Annotated in this window: 15 protein-coding genes and 1 pseudogene; 5 read left to right on the top strand and 11 right to left on the bottom strand. The window is 63.3% G+C overall.

Features of this window, described 5'->3' with window-relative positions; all coding sequences use genetic code 11:
- Positions 1–116: 116 nt before the first annotated feature.
- Both istA and istB read left to right on the top strand, forming a co-directional pair.
- Positions 117–1,616 carry an IS21-like element ISPa36 family transposase gene (gene istA, locus ABD104_RS28130; RefSeq protein ID WP_003097546.1) on the top strand — a complete coding sequence of 500 codons (1,500 nt, stop codon included), beginning with the start codon at positions 117–119 and terminating at the stop codon, positions 1,614–1,616.
- Positions 1,603–2,394 carry an IS21-like element ISPa36 family helper ATPase IstB gene (istB, locus tag ABD104_RS28125; protein WP_003097544.1) on the top strand — a complete coding sequence of 264 codons (792 nt, stop codon included), beginning with the start codon at positions 1,603–1,605 and terminating at the stop codon, positions 2,392–2,394. The genes istA and istB overlap by 14 nt, the downstream gene beginning before the upstream one ends.
- 212 nt (positions 2,395–2,606) lie before the next feature.
- Here the strand turns inward: istB and ABD104_RS28120 are convergent, their stop codons facing one another.
- Positions 2,607–3,842, bottom strand: a complete 1,236-nt coding sequence (locus tag ABD104_RS28120) for a TolC family protein (protein ID WP_024099874.1) — start codon at positions 3,840–3,842, stop codon at positions 2,607–2,609.
- A gap of 278 nt (positions 3,843–4,120) precedes the next feature.
- Between ABD104_RS28120 and ABD104_RS28115 the strand changes: the two genes are divergently transcribed.
- Positions 4,121–4,913 (top strand): IS5-like element ISStma16 family transposase gene (locus ABD104_RS28115; RefSeq protein ID WP_086009121.1). Its coding sequence is split into 2 segments (ribosomal slippage): positions 4,121–4,380 and positions 4,379–4,913, totalling 795 coding nucleotides; the frame shifts between segments, so codons are not numbered across the junction.
- Positions 4,914–5,328: 415 nt separating this feature from the next.
- Positions 5,329–5,604: a hypothetical protein gene (locus ABD104_RS28110; protein WP_003116793.1), complete on the top strand. Its 276-nt coding sequence runs from the start codon at positions 5,329–5,331 to the stop codon at positions 5,602–5,604.
- On the opposite strand, the gene ABD104_RS28105 is transcribed toward ABD104_RS28110, so the two are convergent.
- A protein-coding gene (locus ABD104_RS28105) for an IS3-like element ISPa39 family transposase (protein ID WP_086009122.1) occupies positions 5,605–6,764 on the bottom strand; the annotation gives its coding sequence in 2 pieces (ribosomal slippage) (positions 5,605–6,506 and positions 6,506–6,764; 1,161 coding nt in all).
- A 356-nt stretch (positions 6,765–7,120) separates the two neighbouring features.
- Between ABD104_RS28105 and ABD104_RS28095 the strand changes: the two genes are divergently transcribed.
- Positions 7,121–7,426 carry a helix-turn-helix domain-containing protein gene (locus ABD104_RS28095; protein WP_003097526.1) on the top strand — a complete coding sequence of 102 codons (306 nt, stop codon included), beginning with the start codon at positions 7,121–7,123 and terminating at the stop codon, positions 7,424–7,426.
- Between the two features lie 4 nt (positions 7,427–7,430).
- Here the strand turns inward: ABD104_RS28095 and ABD104_RS28090 are convergent, their stop codons facing one another.
- The 9 genes and pseudogenes from ABD104_RS28090 to ABD104_RS28050 all read right to left on the bottom strand — a co-directional run.
- Positions 7,431–8,321 (bottom strand): LysR family transcriptional regulator, encoded by an 891-nt coding sequence (locus tag ABD104_RS28090; protein ID WP_014833982.1) that lies wholly within the window; start codon positions 8,319–8,321, stop codon positions 7,431–7,433.
- Positions 8,322–8,552: 231 nt separating this feature from the next.
- Positions 8,553–8,837 (bottom strand): CopK family periplasmic copper-binding protein, encoded by a 285-nt coding sequence (locus ABD104_RS28085; RefSeq protein WP_003090336.1) that lies wholly within the window; start codon positions 8,835–8,837, stop codon positions 8,553–8,555.
- A 128-nt stretch (positions 8,838–8,965) separates the two neighbouring features.
- Complete coding sequence (gene copD, locus ABD104_RS28080) at positions 8,966–9,892, bottom strand: copper homeostasis membrane protein CopD (protein WP_003116797.1); 927 nt, start codon at positions 9,890–9,892, stop codon at positions 8,966–8,968.
- A gap of 4 nt (positions 9,893–9,896) precedes the next feature.
- The gene (copC, locus tag ABD104_RS28075; protein ID WP_003090319.1) at positions 9,897–10,283 is read right to left on the bottom strand and encodes a copper homeostasis periplasmic binding protein CopC; all 387 of its coding nucleotides are present in this window, start codon (positions 10,281–10,283) and stop codon (positions 9,897–9,899) included.
- A 141-nt stretch (positions 10,284–10,424) separates the two neighbouring features.
- Positions 10,425–12,863, bottom strand: a complete 2,439-nt coding sequence (locus tag ABD104_RS28070) for a heavy metal translocating P-type ATPase (protein ID WP_197286470.1) — start codon at positions 12,861–12,863, stop codon at positions 10,425–10,427.
- Positions 12,864–13,018: 155 nt separating this feature from the next.
- On the bottom strand, positions 13,019–13,291 hold the full coding sequence (locus ABD104_RS28065) for a DUF2933 domain-containing protein (RefSeq protein WP_003097518.1): 273 nt from the start codon (positions 13,289–13,291) through the stop codon (positions 13,019–13,021).
- 33 nt (positions 13,292–13,324) lie between these two features.
- Positions 13,325–13,810 (bottom strand): DUF411 domain-containing protein, encoded by a 486-nt coding sequence (locus tag ABD104_RS28060; RefSeq protein WP_003090303.1) that lies wholly within the window; start codon positions 13,808–13,810, stop codon positions 13,325–13,327.
- Positions 13,811–13,847: 37 nt separating this feature from the next.
- Positions 13,848–14,828, bottom strand: coding sequence for a copper resistance protein B (locus tag ABD104_RS28055; RefSeq protein ID WP_005408883.1), 981 nt, complete (start codon positions 14,826–14,828; stop codon positions 13,848–13,850).
- Positions 14,829–14,853: 25 nt separating this feature from the next.
- Positions 14,854–16,065 (bottom strand): annotated as a pseudogene (locus ABD104_RS28050) (copper resistance system multicopper oxidase); the annotation flags it as partial.
- Positions 16,066–16,143: the final 78 nt, after the last annotated feature.

The raw sequence follows: 16,143 nt of genomic DNA, 5'->3' as shown, positions 1-16,143 counted from the left end.
TGTTGGCGCGCATCCAGAACTGACCCACTTTCGGCGGTGATGCGCGGGTAAAACTGACCCACCTGAAGCCCACATCCTGAGCATCTTTTGCTCGGGGGATTTCAGGAGTGATCACCATGGTCATGTTGGCCAAGATCCGGCGGATGCATTTCCGCGATGGCCTGCCGCTGCGCGAGATCGCCAAGCGCACGGGCCTATCCCGCAATACCATCCGGCGATGGCTGCGCAGCGGCCAGTCCGAGCCGGTCTATCCCAGGCGAGCCTCGCCCTCCCGGCTCGATCCCTACCGGTCCCAGTTGGAGACGTGGCTGCGTGCCGACAGCCATCGTCCCCGGCGGGAACAACGCACCGCCAAGGTGCTGTTCTCGCAGTTGCAGGCGATCGGCTATCCGGGCACCTACACCCGGGTGACGGCCTTCATCCGCCAGTGGAAGGCGGCCGGCGGCGCCAGCCGCCGCCCGGCCTTCGTGCCGTTGCACTTTCCTCCGGGTGAAGCCTTCCAGTTCGACTGGAGCCGCGAGTACGCCTTCGTCGGCAGCCACGCCAAGATGCCGCTGGATCTCGCCCACGTGAAGCTGGCCTGCAGCCGCGCCTTCTGGTTGGTGGCCTATCCCACCCAGAGCCACGAGATGCTGTTCGATGCTCATACCCAGGCGTTTACCGCCTTCGGTGGCGTGCCGCGCCGCGGCATCTACGACAACATGAAGACGGCGGTGGACGGGATCGGCCAGCACCGGGAACGGCGGGTCAACGCCCGCTTCCACGCCATGACCAGCCACTACCTGTTCGCCGCGGAGTTCTGCAACCGCGCCGCGGGTTGGGAGAAGGGGCGGGTCGAGAAGAACGTGCAGGACCGGCGCCGACAGATCTGGATCGAGGCCGGGGCCCGCCACTGGCCAGATCTGGACACCCTCAACGCCTGGCTCGCCAGCGAGTGCCGCGCCGCTTGGCCGATGCAGGCGCATCCGGATGCCTCCGACATCACCGTGGCCGAAGCTCTGGAGGACGAACAGCCCCACCTGATGCCGATGCCCGCGCCCTTCGACGGCTACATCGAGCGGCCGGTGCGGGTCAGTTCGACCGCGCTGGTCAGCTTCCAGCGCAACCGCTACAGCGTGCCGTGCGAACACGCCCACGCCGTCGCCAGCCTGCGCGTGTATCCCTTCGAACTGGCCGTGGTGGTCGGCGAGGCCGAGGTCGCCCGCCACCGGCGCAGCTTCGAGCGTGATCGGGTCCACTACGACTGGCAGCACTACATCGCCCTGGTCCAGCGCAAGCCGGGGGCACTGCGTGACGGCGCGCCGTTCCTGTCCATGCCCGATCCGCTGCGCAAGCTGCAGCAGGTGTTGCTGCGCCAGCCTCACGGCGACCGCGCCATGGCCCAGGTGCTGGCCGCCGTACCCGTGCACGGGCTCGAAGCGGTACTGGTGGCGGTGGAACTGGCACTCGAGTCCGGCCTGGTGCGCGCCGACCACGTGCTCAACGTGCTGGGGCGATTGCAGCATCCGGACCGCACGATCGAGACGGTCGCCTCGCGAGTGACGCTGCGTCATCCGCCGGTGTCCGATCCGGCCCGCTACGACGCCCTGCGGGAGGCAGATCATGTCGACGCCTGACCTGCCGCTGCGCATGCAGCAGCTCAAGCTGCACGGCATGGCCAGCCAGTGGCCCGAACTGCTGGCCAAGATGCGCCTGCACACCATGGAGCCCGAACACTGGATGGCCGAACTGCTGCAGGCCGAGTCCGCCGAACGGCAGGTTCGTGCCCAGGCCAACCAGATGAAGGCCGCACGTTTCCCCGTCCATCGTGACCTGCTCGGGTTCGACTTCGCGGCCAGTCCCGTTGATCGCGCACTGGTCGAACGACTCCACCAGGGTGACTTCATCCACACCCCCGAGAACGTCGTCCTTGTCGGTGGACCGGGCACCGGCAAGACCCACCTGGCCACCGCCATCGGCATCCAGGCCGTGCGCCAGCATCGCCTGCGCGTGCGCTTCTTCTCCACCATCGAACTGGTCAATGCGCTGGAGAAGGAACAGGCCCAGGGCAAGGCCGGGCAGATCGCCCTGCGCCTGACCTATGCCGACCTGGTCATCCTCGATGAACTGGGCTACCTGCCGTTCACCCCCTCAGGCGGCGCGCTGCTGTTCCACCTGATCAGCAAGCTCTACGAGCGCACCAGCCTCGCCATCACCACCAACTTGGCCTTCTCCGAATGGGGTCAGGTGTTCGGCGACGCCAAGATGACCACCGCGCTGCTGGATCGCATCACCCACCACTGCCACATCCTGGAGACCGGCAACGACTCCTGGCGGCTGCGCAACAGCACCGCCGCCAACAAGACCAAAGCCAGAATCAGGGCAAAGGAGGCCACCACCCAGACCACCAACTGATACCCTCAGCCCCGTACACCGGGTGGGTCAAAGTTCAACGCGCAGCCTGGGTCAGTTTTAAGTGCGCGCCAACAGACGTTGGCAGCGGGGGAGCCGCTGAGGTGGCCGGCGCGCCATTGGGCGACGCCCCATCCAACGGCAATACCGGCAGCAACCAGCGTCAAGCCGGCAAGGATGTTTCTCGAAGAGGTATTCATGGCGAGGGTCTCCACTCAGTCCGCGATCAGGCTGTTCAGTCGGGCGACGAGGCTGTCGCGCTGCGCTCCAAGGTCGATCAGACGCATGCGCGTCTCCAGCACCTGGGCGCGTGCACTGAGCACAGCGCTCAGGTCCCCCTTGGCGGATCGGTAGTTGCTCAATGCAAGCGCCGCTCGGTTCCGTACCAGTTGCAAGCCGGCGGTCTGCAGGCGGTCGATCTGGCTGTTCAACGCTTGGAGTTCGGCGGCGCTGTCGTCCAGCTCCTGCAAATGCCGCCGCGCCACGTCTTCGCGTTCGGCGTCCAGACGTTCCAACTCGTGCCGTTTTGCCTCGATCATGGGCACTTGGCGTCGATCCTTCTGCCAAGGCAGATCGAATGTCACCTGAAATGACACCATGTCGCCCCATCGGCGATCACGCCGGCTATAGGCTATCTCCCAGGCCCAATCGCCGCGGGTCTCTGATTGGGCTTCGCGGGACTCGGCCCGGGCCATGCTTTGCATCGCCGGATAGAGTTCAAGCTCCGCGTGATTCGCCAGTTCTGTGCGCAGTTGCGCGACGGGGCGAGTGAGCGGGCCTGGATCGCCTTGCAGTGCTTCGTCGGCCCTGGAGCCCACCCAGCGCCGCAACGCGGCCCTGGCCTTGGCCCGGTCCCGCTGTAGATCGTCACGGCGGTCCGTGAGTGTCAGCGCCTCCTGTTCCGCGACCAACAGATCGCCAGCCTGGGCGGTGCCGCCGGCGACGCGAGCGGGGAGACTGTCTTGCAGGCGCTGGTTCTCCGCGAGCAGTTCCGTCAGCAGTATCTCCCGTTGCTCCACCGCCTGCGCGGCGATCCACGCCAGGCTGAGTTCCTGGCGGATCTGCAATCGCTGCAAAACCAGCGCCGCGCGTTCTCGATCCACACGCGCCTGCGCGCTGGCGACCTGGGCGTCGCGCTTGGCCCTGTTGGGCACTTCCTGCATGAGCGCCAAGCGCTGCATCGTCATGGATTCGCGCGTCATGCTCCAGCGATCCATGCCGCTGATGGGGTAGTTTTCGATGCCGAGCGAGAGCTTGGGGTCGGGCAGCGAGCCTGCTGCCTTCTGCACGGATTCGGCGACGTTAACCTGCAACTGCTGCGCGCTTATGCGTGGGCTCTGCTGCTCCGCGATAAGGCGTGCCTCAGCAAAATCGAGGGCGTAGGCTACAGGCGAGACAAGCGCACTGCCCGCCAACGCGATGCTGATAGCTTTCAGACGATGCACTCGCATCGAGGCCGGCGTTGTGCCTCGGCCGTACGCCGACGGGCGCCCCTCGGGGGCGCCAAAAAAGGGAGTAAACATGGTTGTCCTCGGAATTGGTATTCACGAAATCACGTGGTCTGCCGCATCGGTGCGCGGCGAGCACGGACACATAAATCAATTCCGCAGGACTTGGAACGTGAGGTAGATCGGCGGAAAGCCCGCGCGGGGATTGGGAGGAATGTAGGTAACGTGCCGCCTGAGAACGTGTTCAAAGTCTCGCCCTCTTGATGTGAGAAGCTCGCTGGGTGAGAAAAGGCTACCCCAGCGACATCAAGCGCGAGCAGTTCGAGGTGATCCGGCCATTGCTGGAGAGTGCGCGCAGAAAGACTGCCCCACGCAAAGTGGAGCTGTACGAGGTGTTCTGCGCCGTGCTGTACCTGCTGCGCACGGGCTGTCAGTGGCGGGCACTGCCCAGCGACTTTCCCAAATGGCGCACCGTGCACTCGTACTTTGCCATCTGGAGCGAGCCACGCGAGGGTGGCAGCCTGCTGGAGCAGGCATTAAAAAAATCAGGTTGGCGCGGCCCGCGAGAAACTGGGGCGCAACGCCTGCAGCACGCTCTTGATCGTGGACGCGCAGAGCGTGAAGAACACGGACACGGCGGGCTTGAAGGGCTATGACGCAGGCAAGAAGGTCTCGGGCATCAAGCGCCACATCGCGGTGGACACCCAGGGATTGCCGCATGCGATAGCGGTGACCACGGCCGAGGTGACGGACCGCAAAGGCGCACTGCAGGCGCTACAGCGCTGCAAGCCCCGGTTGAGCCGGCTACAAAGCCTGCTGTGCGATGCAGGCTACATCGGTCGGCCGTTCGCGCAAGGCGTGCAGCAGATTCTGGGAGGGCATGTGACGGTGCAGATCGCCAAGAGAAGCGAGCTTCACACTTTCAAAGTGATGCCCAAGCGCTGGGTCGTGGAACGCAGCTTTGCCTGGCTGGACAAGAACAGGAGGCTGTGGAAGAACTGCGAGCGATGGCTCAACACCAGCCTGCAGTTCGTCCACTTGGCATTCTTGGTGCTCTTGCTCAAAAGACTTTGAACACGCTCTGAGGGCTACCCGGTCGAGAACCAACCCGGGCAGCGAGTTGGCGAGCCACATCACGTGCGCCGCGAGAAACTGAATGTCCAGCCCCTGCCATGAAAGCGCCGACTCCCGATCGCCACTGCAATGAGCGTGGCACAACTGTGGCGCTTCGCTGTCCATGGAATCAGGCATGCCGGTGCAATCCGACATTGGCAACTTGTCAGCCTGCTGCATCGAGATCGTGGCACGCATTTGCGTGGTTTCCACAGATGCCCTCGGGTCTGGCTTGGGACAGACGTACATCGCCATCGCAACCTGCGAGAAAAGCAAGGTTACGACTAGGCCGCTGGTAATCCAGCGGCTCCATCTTGCGAGAAGGCGCCTTAAGCCGATCATGCGGACATACTATTGGAAGTTGTAGGGAGTTGAATTGATCAAGGTCAGTTTCCAGGATGAATTGATGCGTCTGGACGGCGCCTTGGCCCGAACCGGCACCCGCTGCAAATCCACCGGCAAGGGCGGGCACCGCACGTGGTTGTCATGCTTTACGCGCCTCGGCAACTCGCAAGGCTCTAAGCTCAAATCGATCAGCTACAAGATTCGTCTGTCCCGAGAGTCGCTGCAGGTGCGTAATGACCTCGTAGGGGCCATCGGCTATTGGGCGCGTGCAGATTCCGTGACCTGCCCCCTTTCTCAGGGCCACTAGCTACTTAGTAGAGTCCAGGTTGGGGAGCATACCGCTCCGGTGGGTCAGGTTTCGATCAGCGGTCGAACCAGTCAAGGCACCTTCGTTGCGCAGCGCGGCGGCGAACTCGGCAGGCGTGCATTTGGGCAGTGAGCTGTGCGGACGCACCTCGTTGTAGTCCTTGCGCCAGATGGCGATTACCGCCCGTGCGTGCTCGAGCGAGATAAACCAGTTTTCGTTCAAGCATTCGTCCCGGAACTTGCCGTTGAAGCTCTCCACATAGGCGTTCTGCGTGGGTTTCCCTGGCTGGGTCAGCACAAGCGTCACGCCGTTGGCGGTCGCCCACTGGTCCAGCGCCCGGCCGGTAAACTCGGGTCCCTGGTCGGTCCTGATCGCCGCGGGGTAGCCGCGGAAACGGCATACCGCATCCAGGATGTCGGCCACGTTCTGGCCATTTATCCTCCGGCCGACGGCGATTTCCACCGCTTCCTTGGTGCAATCGTCCACCACCGTCAGGCACTTGATCGGGCGCCCGTTGGCCAGGGCGTCGAAGACGAAGTCCATCGACCAGGTGTGGTTGGGCCCCGACGGCAGCTGCAGCGGACGGCGCTCGACGGCCACGCGATCGCGCTTGCGGCGCTTGCGCACCGCCAGGCCAGCGTTGCGGTACAGCCGGTAGATTCGCTTGTGGTTGGCGATCCAGCCCTCCCGTTCCAGCAGGATGTGCAGCCGTCGGTAGCCGAACCGGCGACGTTCGCCCGCCAACGCAACGAGCCTGGCCTGCAACGGCGCGTTCGCCATGCGCGGCTGGTAGTGCAACACGCTGCGTGACAAGCCCAGTGCCCGGCAGGCCCGCCGCTCCGACAGGCCCAGCTTCGCCCGCACGTCCGCGACGGCAGCCCGTCGCGTCGGCGGGCTCAGTATTTTCCCCGCGCCACGATCCTCAGCGCTTCGTTGTCCAACATCGACTCGGCCAACAGCTTTTTGAGCCGCGCGTTCTCCGCTTCCAGTGCCTTCAGGCGCTTGGCGTCGGGCACATCCATGCCGCCGAACTTGCGCCGCCACAGGTAGAACGACGCGTCACTGAAGCCGTGCTTGCGGCAAAGCTCCTTGACCGGCGTGCCGGCGGCCGCCTGCTTCAGGAAGCCGATGATCTGCTCTTCGGTGTATCGCTTCTTCATGTCCGTCCTCTTGTGAGACGGACTCTACTAAGATCAGGTTGGCCCGGAAAACGGGGGGCAGGTCACGACGTCGAAGCGCCGTTTGTAGAGGCCCGTAATGAGATCGCTCGCCGTAACCTCATTAAATTCCATAGAAACTTCGGGCTCCTCCGCGCGCTGCAGGGCAAGCAATGCAGCTAGGTACGAAGAGGCCACACCAGGCGCTATGGCGAGCCTGAGCTGTGGGCGTGGGCTGGTGGCGTCGTGCATGAGAGGCCCCAAGAAGCGATAAGACAAGGATGGAAAGTCTTCATGATAGCTAGTTTGAGTTAAACTTAACGTGGTTAAATTGTTTGGACTGTTCGACGCTTCCAAGGATGGAGAAGCGAACTGTCCGACGAGGCCGTCCCCCAGGAACTACCACTTTCGACGCCGAGCCAGCGTTGGCATTCGGAGCGGCCGTTCGTGTCGCCCGCCTGACGCAAGGTGTTGCTCAGGAAGAACTGGCTGCGAAAGCAGGGATCGAGCGATCGCACATGGGCAAAATAGAGCGTGGGGAGCACATGCCCACTCTCGCTCTGATCTTAAGAATCGCCGCCGGACTCAAGCTCAGTGCTGCGGAACTCGTCAGCGCAGCCGAACGCAATCTTCGTGCCGCGGCGCACGATTCAGATAGGCATTGACGCTTTAGTCACCCGGAGGTCCTCGCAGACGTTCGATGAAGCGATCCAGCGAAACCGATGAGTTGCTGCTTTCTGGCCGAAGCAGATAGGTTGTGATTACCGCCGTGTCCTGCGCCAGAGGGCGAATCACCACGTCCGGCCTCTGGCTGATGGGAATCTTGGTCGCCGTCATGAAACCAATCCCATAGCCTGCGCCGACGAGCGTTAGCATCATGTCCAGCGACGACACTTCTTCGACAACGTTGAGTCTGTGTTCCAGAACCTGTAGCAGCCGATTTAGTTCTCGGCAGTAGCCTTCGCAGGCCAGTTTGTCGCACAGAACCAGTGGGTGACCCTGAAGTTCGTTCAGCGGAACTTGCTTGTGCGCAAGAAGCGAGTGCCGCGCTGGCATGGCGATCACAATCGGGTCTCGCCAGATCGGTTCAGCCACGATGCCTTCGCCAACATCCGCCGCGTGTGCAAATCCGATCGTGAAGTCGCCAGACCGTAGGCCCCGTATCTGCTCGGTCAGCGGTACCTCGGAGAGACGTATCTCGACCTCGGGCTCTTCCGCGCGGCAACGAGCTAGGAACGCCGATAGTCGTGGGTCCATCGCACCATCGGAAATTGCAATGCGCAGGCTGCCCCTCAGGCCCGCGGCAATGGCTCTGGCATTTTCACGCGCTTGCTCCAGGACAGTGAAGAGTCGGCGGGTGTCCTGCAAGAATGCCGCCCCCGCCACGGTCAGCCGTGTGCCCCTGCGGTCGCGGTCAAACAGCGTGACCCCAAGCTCATCTTCCAATTCCTTGATCGCGCGAGACAAGGGGGGTTGCTCTATATGCAGCCTCTCGGCCGCCCGCGTGAAATGCAACTCCTCTGCCAAGACGACAAAGCATCGTAGATGACGCAACTCCATAAATCGGGCTCCTCGCAAGTCCTCATTCGCGCCAGATGTCCCGTGGACGAATCACGGTGGACGGGGAGGCTGGATCCATTTCAGGGAAGTTGATGCGCTTGACATCGCAAAAACTGGCACCTTGAGCGCTCGTGGTTGCTCGTGACGCGTCCCAAGCGCGCGCGCCCAATCGGGGCGCGCGTCTCTGTCACACTGTGCAGAAGCTTTGAAAAGCACCGCACACCCGCGGCGTCATCCGCCGTGCTCTTTTTGTAGCAGCGACCCGAGGCGAGCGACTTCATTGCTGGTGATCGCGATGTTGCGCCCATCCTTCGTCGACACCGAAGCTCCGACATTGAGATAGACGGCGCGCCCGAAGCGGCTTTCCTGTGCCATCTTTCCGTCCTTGAAGATGTACAGCGTTCCCCCGTCAGCCAAGGGAACCATTTCCTTGGCTGCTTGGGCTGCTGCATGACCGGCGAAGGCTGGCACGGAGAGAGCGCTCAACAGGGCGGCAATGACAATTTGCGATTTCATGATCGACTCCTTTGTAAAAACGACGACAACTTGCGCCGCGTCGTTAAATGTAGAAGCAGGCGGTCTACAGAGCGCTTACCCGTGCATTACATTCAATTCATGTGCTGTCATCTGCCGCCCATGAAGGACTAGGTTCCAGTGGGAGACAAGATGCCAAGCCATGCAACGCTCGCCAGAACCAAAACGGCCAAGGTCGCCTCCGTGAACAGACTCTGTCTAAGCTTGATGACTGCCTGTGCGCGATTGCCTGCCTTCAAAGCAGCCTCCAGGCTCGGGCTCAACCGATACCGATTGGCAGCAGCCAACGCCAGCATGCCTGCGAAAAGCAAGAGCTTTACCATCAGCAGCCGGCCATACAGCGTCGAGATGAGCGGATCAAACGATGGTCCGGCGATCAACAGGTAATTGAGAATTCCACTCACGACGAGTGCAGCCACGATCGCTGTACCTATGCGAGTAAAGCCATTCGACGTCCGACTGAGGACCGCTACCGGGTCTTGCGCGACATCCTGCTTGTGGGATGCCAGCATCAAGAACGCCACCAATGCGCCCACCCAAGCGCCCGCTGCCCAGAGGTGCGTGATATCCGACGCAAGATGGATGTAGCCGCGAACGCCGTCGTCCATCGCGCCGTGGCCTGCCCACGCAAGGGTCGCCAGCGCCACGCCGGTGGAGAGCGCCATCACTGCAAATCGCAAGGTAGCGTTCAATTTCAACATTGCGACGAGCACACACACCAACAGCGCGAGGATGCGAATGCACCAGGCGATGCCCATGTGCGTGCCCGTAATGAGCATGTCGAAGACGTGCGTTGACAGCTCCGCGTAGCTCTGGGCACCGGACATGGCCTTGGCCATGACCGTCATGCCCCACATCGACAGGGCAATGCCGATGGCAGCGGATGCGCCAATGAGGACGCGATAGCGGCGCGAGATCGTCGAGGATCGCTCGTCGTTGCCCAAAGCATAGAGACCGAACATGGCGACGCCAAACGCCGCCGCCAGGTCCAGATACAGCGCCAGGCGCAGGACGATGGTCAACCAATCCCCGGCCATGGGCTTACTTCACCTTGAAGGTGACGTTACCCGTGATCGGATGCGTGTCCGAGGAGACGGCACGCCATTCGACGCGATAGTCACCGGGCTGGAGCGCCTGTGCCGGCGTGATGACCATGGTCTTGCCGTCGCCGGCAGCCGCGACGCTGGCGTTGATCTTCATCGGGCCATGGCTCGCCATTCCCGGCATGCCAGTCATGACAAGGCTCGCGGCGGAGAACTGCGGCACCAGCGTCTCGGAGAACTTCAGTTCGATGGTGGCTGGCGCAGAAACCTGCGACTTGTCGGCCGGCGTTGAAGACACCAGCGAAGGATGCGCGAATGCGGCGGTGGCGAACAGACCAGCAGCGATCGGCGCGACGAGCTTGGCGATGAAATGTGAACGGGTCATAGAAGTTTCTACCTGGATGTGTGAGGTGTGGTTTAAGAACGAAATGCCGAGATAAGGCTTGCACCTTTGCAACGGCGTGGAACGAAAGAAACGGTTTGCTGGGCGATAGCAGGCTCCTGTAGTTTCAGAAAGAAAATCCGGTCACAGTCGGCTCGCTCTCAGGCGCAAGGCGTTGCCAACGACCGACGCCGAACTCAGGCTCATCGCCAATGCTGCGATCAGCGGCGACAGCAGCCAGCCCGTGAGGGGATAGAGAACCCCGGCGGCGATGGGGATGCCCAGCGCGTTGTAGAGGAAGGCGAACATGAGGTTCTGCTTCATGTTGCGCACGGTACTCACCGAGAGCGTGCGAGCGACAGCGATGCCACGCAGGTCACCCTTGACCAGCGTGACCTGGGCGCTGTTCATCGCCACGTCGGTTCCCGTTCCCATGGCGATGCCCACGTCTGCCTTCGCCAAGGCCGGCGCGTCGTTGATGCCGTCTCCGGCCATGGCGACGATGCGTCCTTCTTTCTGCAGTCGCTCGATCAACATGAGCTTGTCCGCCGGCTTGACCTCACCATGCACCTCGTCGATGCCTAGGCGTGCACCGACGGCTTTGGCGGTGGTCTGCCCGTCCCCGGTGGCCATGATGACCCGCAGGCCCGCAGCCTTCAACGCGGCCAGGGCCTCGGGGGTGCTGCCCTTGACCGGATCGGACACGGCGAGCAAGCCCGCGAGCTGCCCGTCCACCGCCAGGTACATGACGCTGGCCCCTTCGCCGCGCAGAGCTTCGGCCTGGGGTACGAGCGGTTCCACCGATACGCCAGACTGTTCCATCAGCACTGTGTTGCCCAACGCCAGTTGCCGGTGCTCAACCTTTCCGCGCACGCCGATGCCGGTTCCCGATTCAAAGCTCTGAGGCTTCACGAGTTGGAGGCCCTGGGCACGCGCGGCCTGCACGATGGCGTCGGCCAGGGGGTGTTCACTGCCCTGGTCCAGGCTGGCCGCAAGACGCAGCACCTCATCGTTCGTAAAGCCGGGGGCTGCGACGACCTGATCGAAAGCAGGTCGGCCTTCGGTCAGGGTTCCTGTCTTGTCGATGACGAGGGTATCGACCTTGCGAAGATTCTCGATCGCCGCGGCATCGCGGAACAGCACGCCCTGCGTGGCGCCACGGCCCGTTGCGACCATGATCGACATCGGCGTGGCCAGACCCAGCGCGCACGGGCAGGCGATGATCAGGACGGCCACCGCATTGATCAGTCCATAGACCCAGGTGGGCTGTGGCCCGAAGAATCCCCATACAAGGAGCGTCGTTACCGCAATGGCGACGACGGCCATCACGAAGTAGCCGGCAACGACATCGGCCATGCGTTGCATCGGTGCCTTGGAACGCTGCGCCTGGGCGACCATCTGGACGATCTGCGATAGAACGGTGTCCGAGCCGATCCGCTCCGAACGCATGACCAGCGCGCCGCTGGTGTTGAGTGTGGCCCCGATGACCTTGTCGCCCACGCGCTTGCTGACGGGCAGCGGTTCGCCGGTCAGCATGGATTCGTCAATCGAGCTGCTGCCCTCGTGCACGATGCCATCCACCGGCACCTTCTCGCCGGGTCGGATGCGCAGCAGGTCGCCGACGTGCACATGGCTGAGTGGCACGTCTTCCTCGCTGCCGTCCGCATTGATGCGCCGCGCCGTCTTGGGTGCCAGCCCCAGCAGCGACTTGATGGCTGCCGAAGTCTGGGAGCGGGCCTTGAGTTCCAGCACCTGGCCGAGCAGTGTCAGCGAGATGATGACGGCGGCGGCCTCGAAATACACGCCGACCCGTCCCATGGACATGAAGGAAGCTGGAAACACTTCCGGCGCAACGGTTGCCACAACGCTGTAGATGAATGCCGCACCCGTTCCCAGGCCGATCAGTGTCCACATGTTCGGGCTGCGGTTGACCACGGACAGCCAGCCGCGGGAGAAGAAGGGCCAGCCGGCCCACAGCACGATCGGCAACGACAGCACCAACTCGACCCAGCTCTGTGTAGCCATGTCCATCAGGTGCAGCCGCTCGCCCAGCATCGCCAGCGCCAAGACCACGAGCGTCAGCGGCAAGGTCCACCAGAAGCGACGCGAGAAGTCACGCAACTCCGGGTTGTCGTCATCGAGGTCGGGCAGCAGAGGCTCCAGCGTCATCCCGCACTTGGGGCAGGTTCCCGGATGATCCTGGCGGATCTCCGGGTGCATCGGGCAGGTGTAGATGGTTCCGGGCGCGGTTGGCGATGCCGCCGGGGCCGGTGAAACTGCGGTGCTGGCATGGTGATGCGGTGCATGGCCGCTGCCTGTGCCTATGCCCGCGTCACCGCTGGCATATCGCGCCGGATCGGCGTCGAATTTGGCCTTGCATCCGGTGCTGCAAAACAAGTACGTGTTCCCCAAGTGCGTGGAACGGTGCTCCGACGCCGCCGTGACCGCCATGCCACACACCGGATCTCGCGTCGCGGCATCGGGCTGCGTGTGGCTTGAGGACCCGCCCGCGTCGTCACTTCCAGCATGGCTGGCGTGATGGTGGTGCGTATGCGGGCCGGACGTTGTGGCACCCGCCGCCATGCCTGCGTGCTCATGTCCTGAAGACTTGCTGGGTGAATTCATAGTGACAAGTGCCCTCCGCCGTTAACCTTTGGTGTCTGGTGATCGCAGCAGGCCGCAGGCGCGCAAGGAGACAAGCGCGGCGTCGCGTGCTCGCACGGTGCGAGTGCCTCGACTCATTGCTTCTGCTCCTTGGAGGCTGCGGCACCTTCCTTACCCTGACGCGCGGCATGATCGTGTCCGCCGTGGCCGTGACCACGGTGCATGAACAGGTGCATCAGCGGACAAGCCGCCAGCAGCAGGAAGGGGAGATAGCCGGCAACATGTGCCGTATGCTCCTTGAGCAGGAAATACGCGGCGACAGCGGCGATGATGAGGAACGCCACGCCGTAGCGCGATCGCCAGAACCGGGGGCGATCGCTGGGGGTCTGTGTGTGCTGATGCTGCATGGCATATCTCCACGGAGAAGGGTTGATGGATGGTCAGCGATGCGACTGATAGACCGTGCTGCTACCGTTTTTCCCAATCAGCAGCACGTCGTAGGCGTCCTTGCGTCCACCATAGGCCGGACCATCCATGCCGGGCGAACCGACCGGCATGCCGGGCGCCGCGAGGCCGATGGCCTGCGGGGCTTCGCGCAGCAAGCGTTGAATGTCCGAGGCAGGCACATGACCCTCGATGGCATAGCCGCCGATCTGCGCCGTGTGGCAAGAACCGTACTTCTGCGGGATGCCCAGCCGCGTGCGCGCTGCGGTGTTCCCGGTGTCGAGAACCTGCACATCGAAGCCTGCGCCTTGCAGGTGTGAGACCCAGTCCTTGCAGCATCCGCAGCTCGGGTCCTTCCAGACCTTGGCAATCGGTCGGCTCTGCGCCAGGCTCGGTCCTGCGAGTGCCATCACCAACAAGCCAGCGATCAATGCCTGGCGTCTCGGCACTTTGCCCTGGCTTCTGTCGTAGTGCATGTTCATGGATCGCCTCTCATCAGATGATCAAACCCGCTAGGTTCTAGAACCAGAATCGCACGCCAGCCACCCAGCGCGTCTGCTGCGCACGGCCGCCTTCGGCACGCACATAGTCCGCGGTGCGTCCGAAGCTGCCCGCCCGTTCCACGCCGATATAGGGGGCGAACTGGCGACTGAATTCATAGCGCAGGCGCAAGCCAGCAGACGCTTCGGCCAGGCCCTTGCCGATACCGCGTTCCGGGTCGTCCTTGCCATAAAACTGCAACTCGGCGCGAGGCTCCAGAATCAGTCGCTGGGTCAGCAGCAGCTCGTAGCTGCCTTCGACACGCAGCGCCGTACGTCCACCACTTCCCACGTAGCCCGTCGCCTCCAGCTCGAACCAGTAGGGGGCGAGGCCCTGGATGCCGAAAGCCAACCATTGACGGCTCGGGCCTTCCCCGTTATCCACCCGAACGCCGAGCTGGGTGTCCCAGTACGGTGCGACGGCGTGCCCCCAGAGAAGCTCGGTACGCGATTCTTCGAGCTTTCCTTTGGCGATATCGCCTTCGGCCTTCACGACGGCCTTGTTGTAGGTCGTCCCATACCACGCCTGGAGGTCGTAGGCCGTGGAGTCGTCTCCTTTGCGCGTGAAGCGGCGTTCCAGAGTTTCGCCGCGCAACGAAAAGAACCTGTGTTCGTCGGCCAGCATCAGCCGCGGCACACCGGGTACGGCGTAGTCGCCCGATCCCAATGTCAGGCCATTGGAGTAGCCATGCGGATCGCGGGCGTCAGGAGGCGCCGACCCGCCCTGCATCTGCATGTTGCCGTGATCCATGGCCGGGGCCGCGGTCGAGCCGCTCGCCGACGTCGCGTGACCCGCGTGCGGGTCGGCGGCAGGAGCCACGGTCTGAGTGGATGGCGCGGCCGTTTGAGCGTCGGCCTGGCCGTGCGCTGCATGGTCGTTCTGTGCTTGTGCCTGGGCGGCGACGCTTACCAGGGCCAGAAGCGTCGTGGCCAGTGCGCGAGTGGGGAGTGCTTTGGACATTCTTGGTCTTCCTTGTGCGCTGGGTTCAAGACACCACGACTTCGCGGAACATGCCGGCATCCATGTGGAACATCAGGTGGCAGTGCCACGCCCAGCGGCCGAGCGCGTCGGCTGTCACCAGGAAGCTGATGCGTTGTGCCGGCTGCACCGGCAGGGTGTGGCGGCGCGCAAGGAAGCGACCGTCGGGGCTTTCCAGCTCGCTCCACATGCCGTGCAGGTGCATGGGATGGGTCATCATGGTGTCGTTGTGCAGAATGACCCGCAGCCGCTCGCCGTGTTTGAAGTGCACCGGCGTGGACTTTCCGAACTCCAGCCCGTCCAGGGACCATGCGTAGCGTTCCATGTTGCCCGTGAGGTGCAGTTCGACCTCCCGGCCGGGGCCTCTCTTGTCCAGCGGCCCCGACGGGGTATGCAGATCCGCGAGGGTCAACACGCGCCGACCGTTGTTGCGCAGTCCGATGCCGGGGTCATCGAGGTTGGTGCGCGCCATGTCAACGCGCATGTCCGTGCTGGCACCATACTCGGTGCGAGCGTGGCGAGCAGTAGTGCTGGGCACGGCCAGTCCCCCCGCCGCCGCGGCGTGTTGGCTGTGATCCATCGCCATGCCACCGTGGTTCATGGCGCCGTGATTCATGCCTGCCATCGCCCCATGATCCATCCCGGACATCGAACCCGAGCCCATCCCGGTCATCCCGGTCATGCCCGTCATGCCCGTCATCCCGGTCATCTCCATGGCCTGGCCGGACCCGCCATGGTCCATGCCCCCCATCATGCCGCCCATCATGTCGTTCATGGTCAGCCATTCGACCGGATCGAGGGCAGGCACGGGAGCTTGAAGACCTTCACGCACGGCCAGCGTGGCACGCGCGTAGCCTGTCCGGTCCATCGCCTGGGCGAAGATCGTGTAAGCGTCATCCCGTGGCTGGACGATCACGTCGACGGTTTCGCCAGGACCGAATCGGAACTCATCGACGGTCACCGGCTCCACGTCAACACCATCGACGTGCACCACCGTGAGTTTCAGTCCTGGAATGCGTACGTCGTAGAAGGTGTTGCCCGCACCGTTGACCATGCGCAGCCGCACGCGCTCACCCGGTCGGAACAGCGCCGTCCAATTGCCGGCGGGGGTGACGCCGTTGGCCAGATAGGTCAGCGTGGCGGCAGACAGATCTGCGAGATCCGTCGGATTCATCCGCATCTCGTTCCACATCTTGCGCTTAGAGGTGGCGGCGGAAATTCAGACAGTCCGATAAGTGGAGAGCTCTGGGCCTGATCCGGCGATAATGCCGGTAAAGGAACCAGAGAGATGACCAAG

Origin of the sequence: Pigmentiphaga daeguensis, from assembly GCF_039523035.1 — a bacterium.
GTDB classification, from domain to species: domain Bacteria; phylum Pseudomonadota; class Gammaproteobacteria; order Burkholderiales; family Burkholderiaceae_B; genus Pigmentiphaga; species Pigmentiphaga daeguensis.
This window is presented reverse-complemented; position numbering and strand designations above follow the sequence as displayed.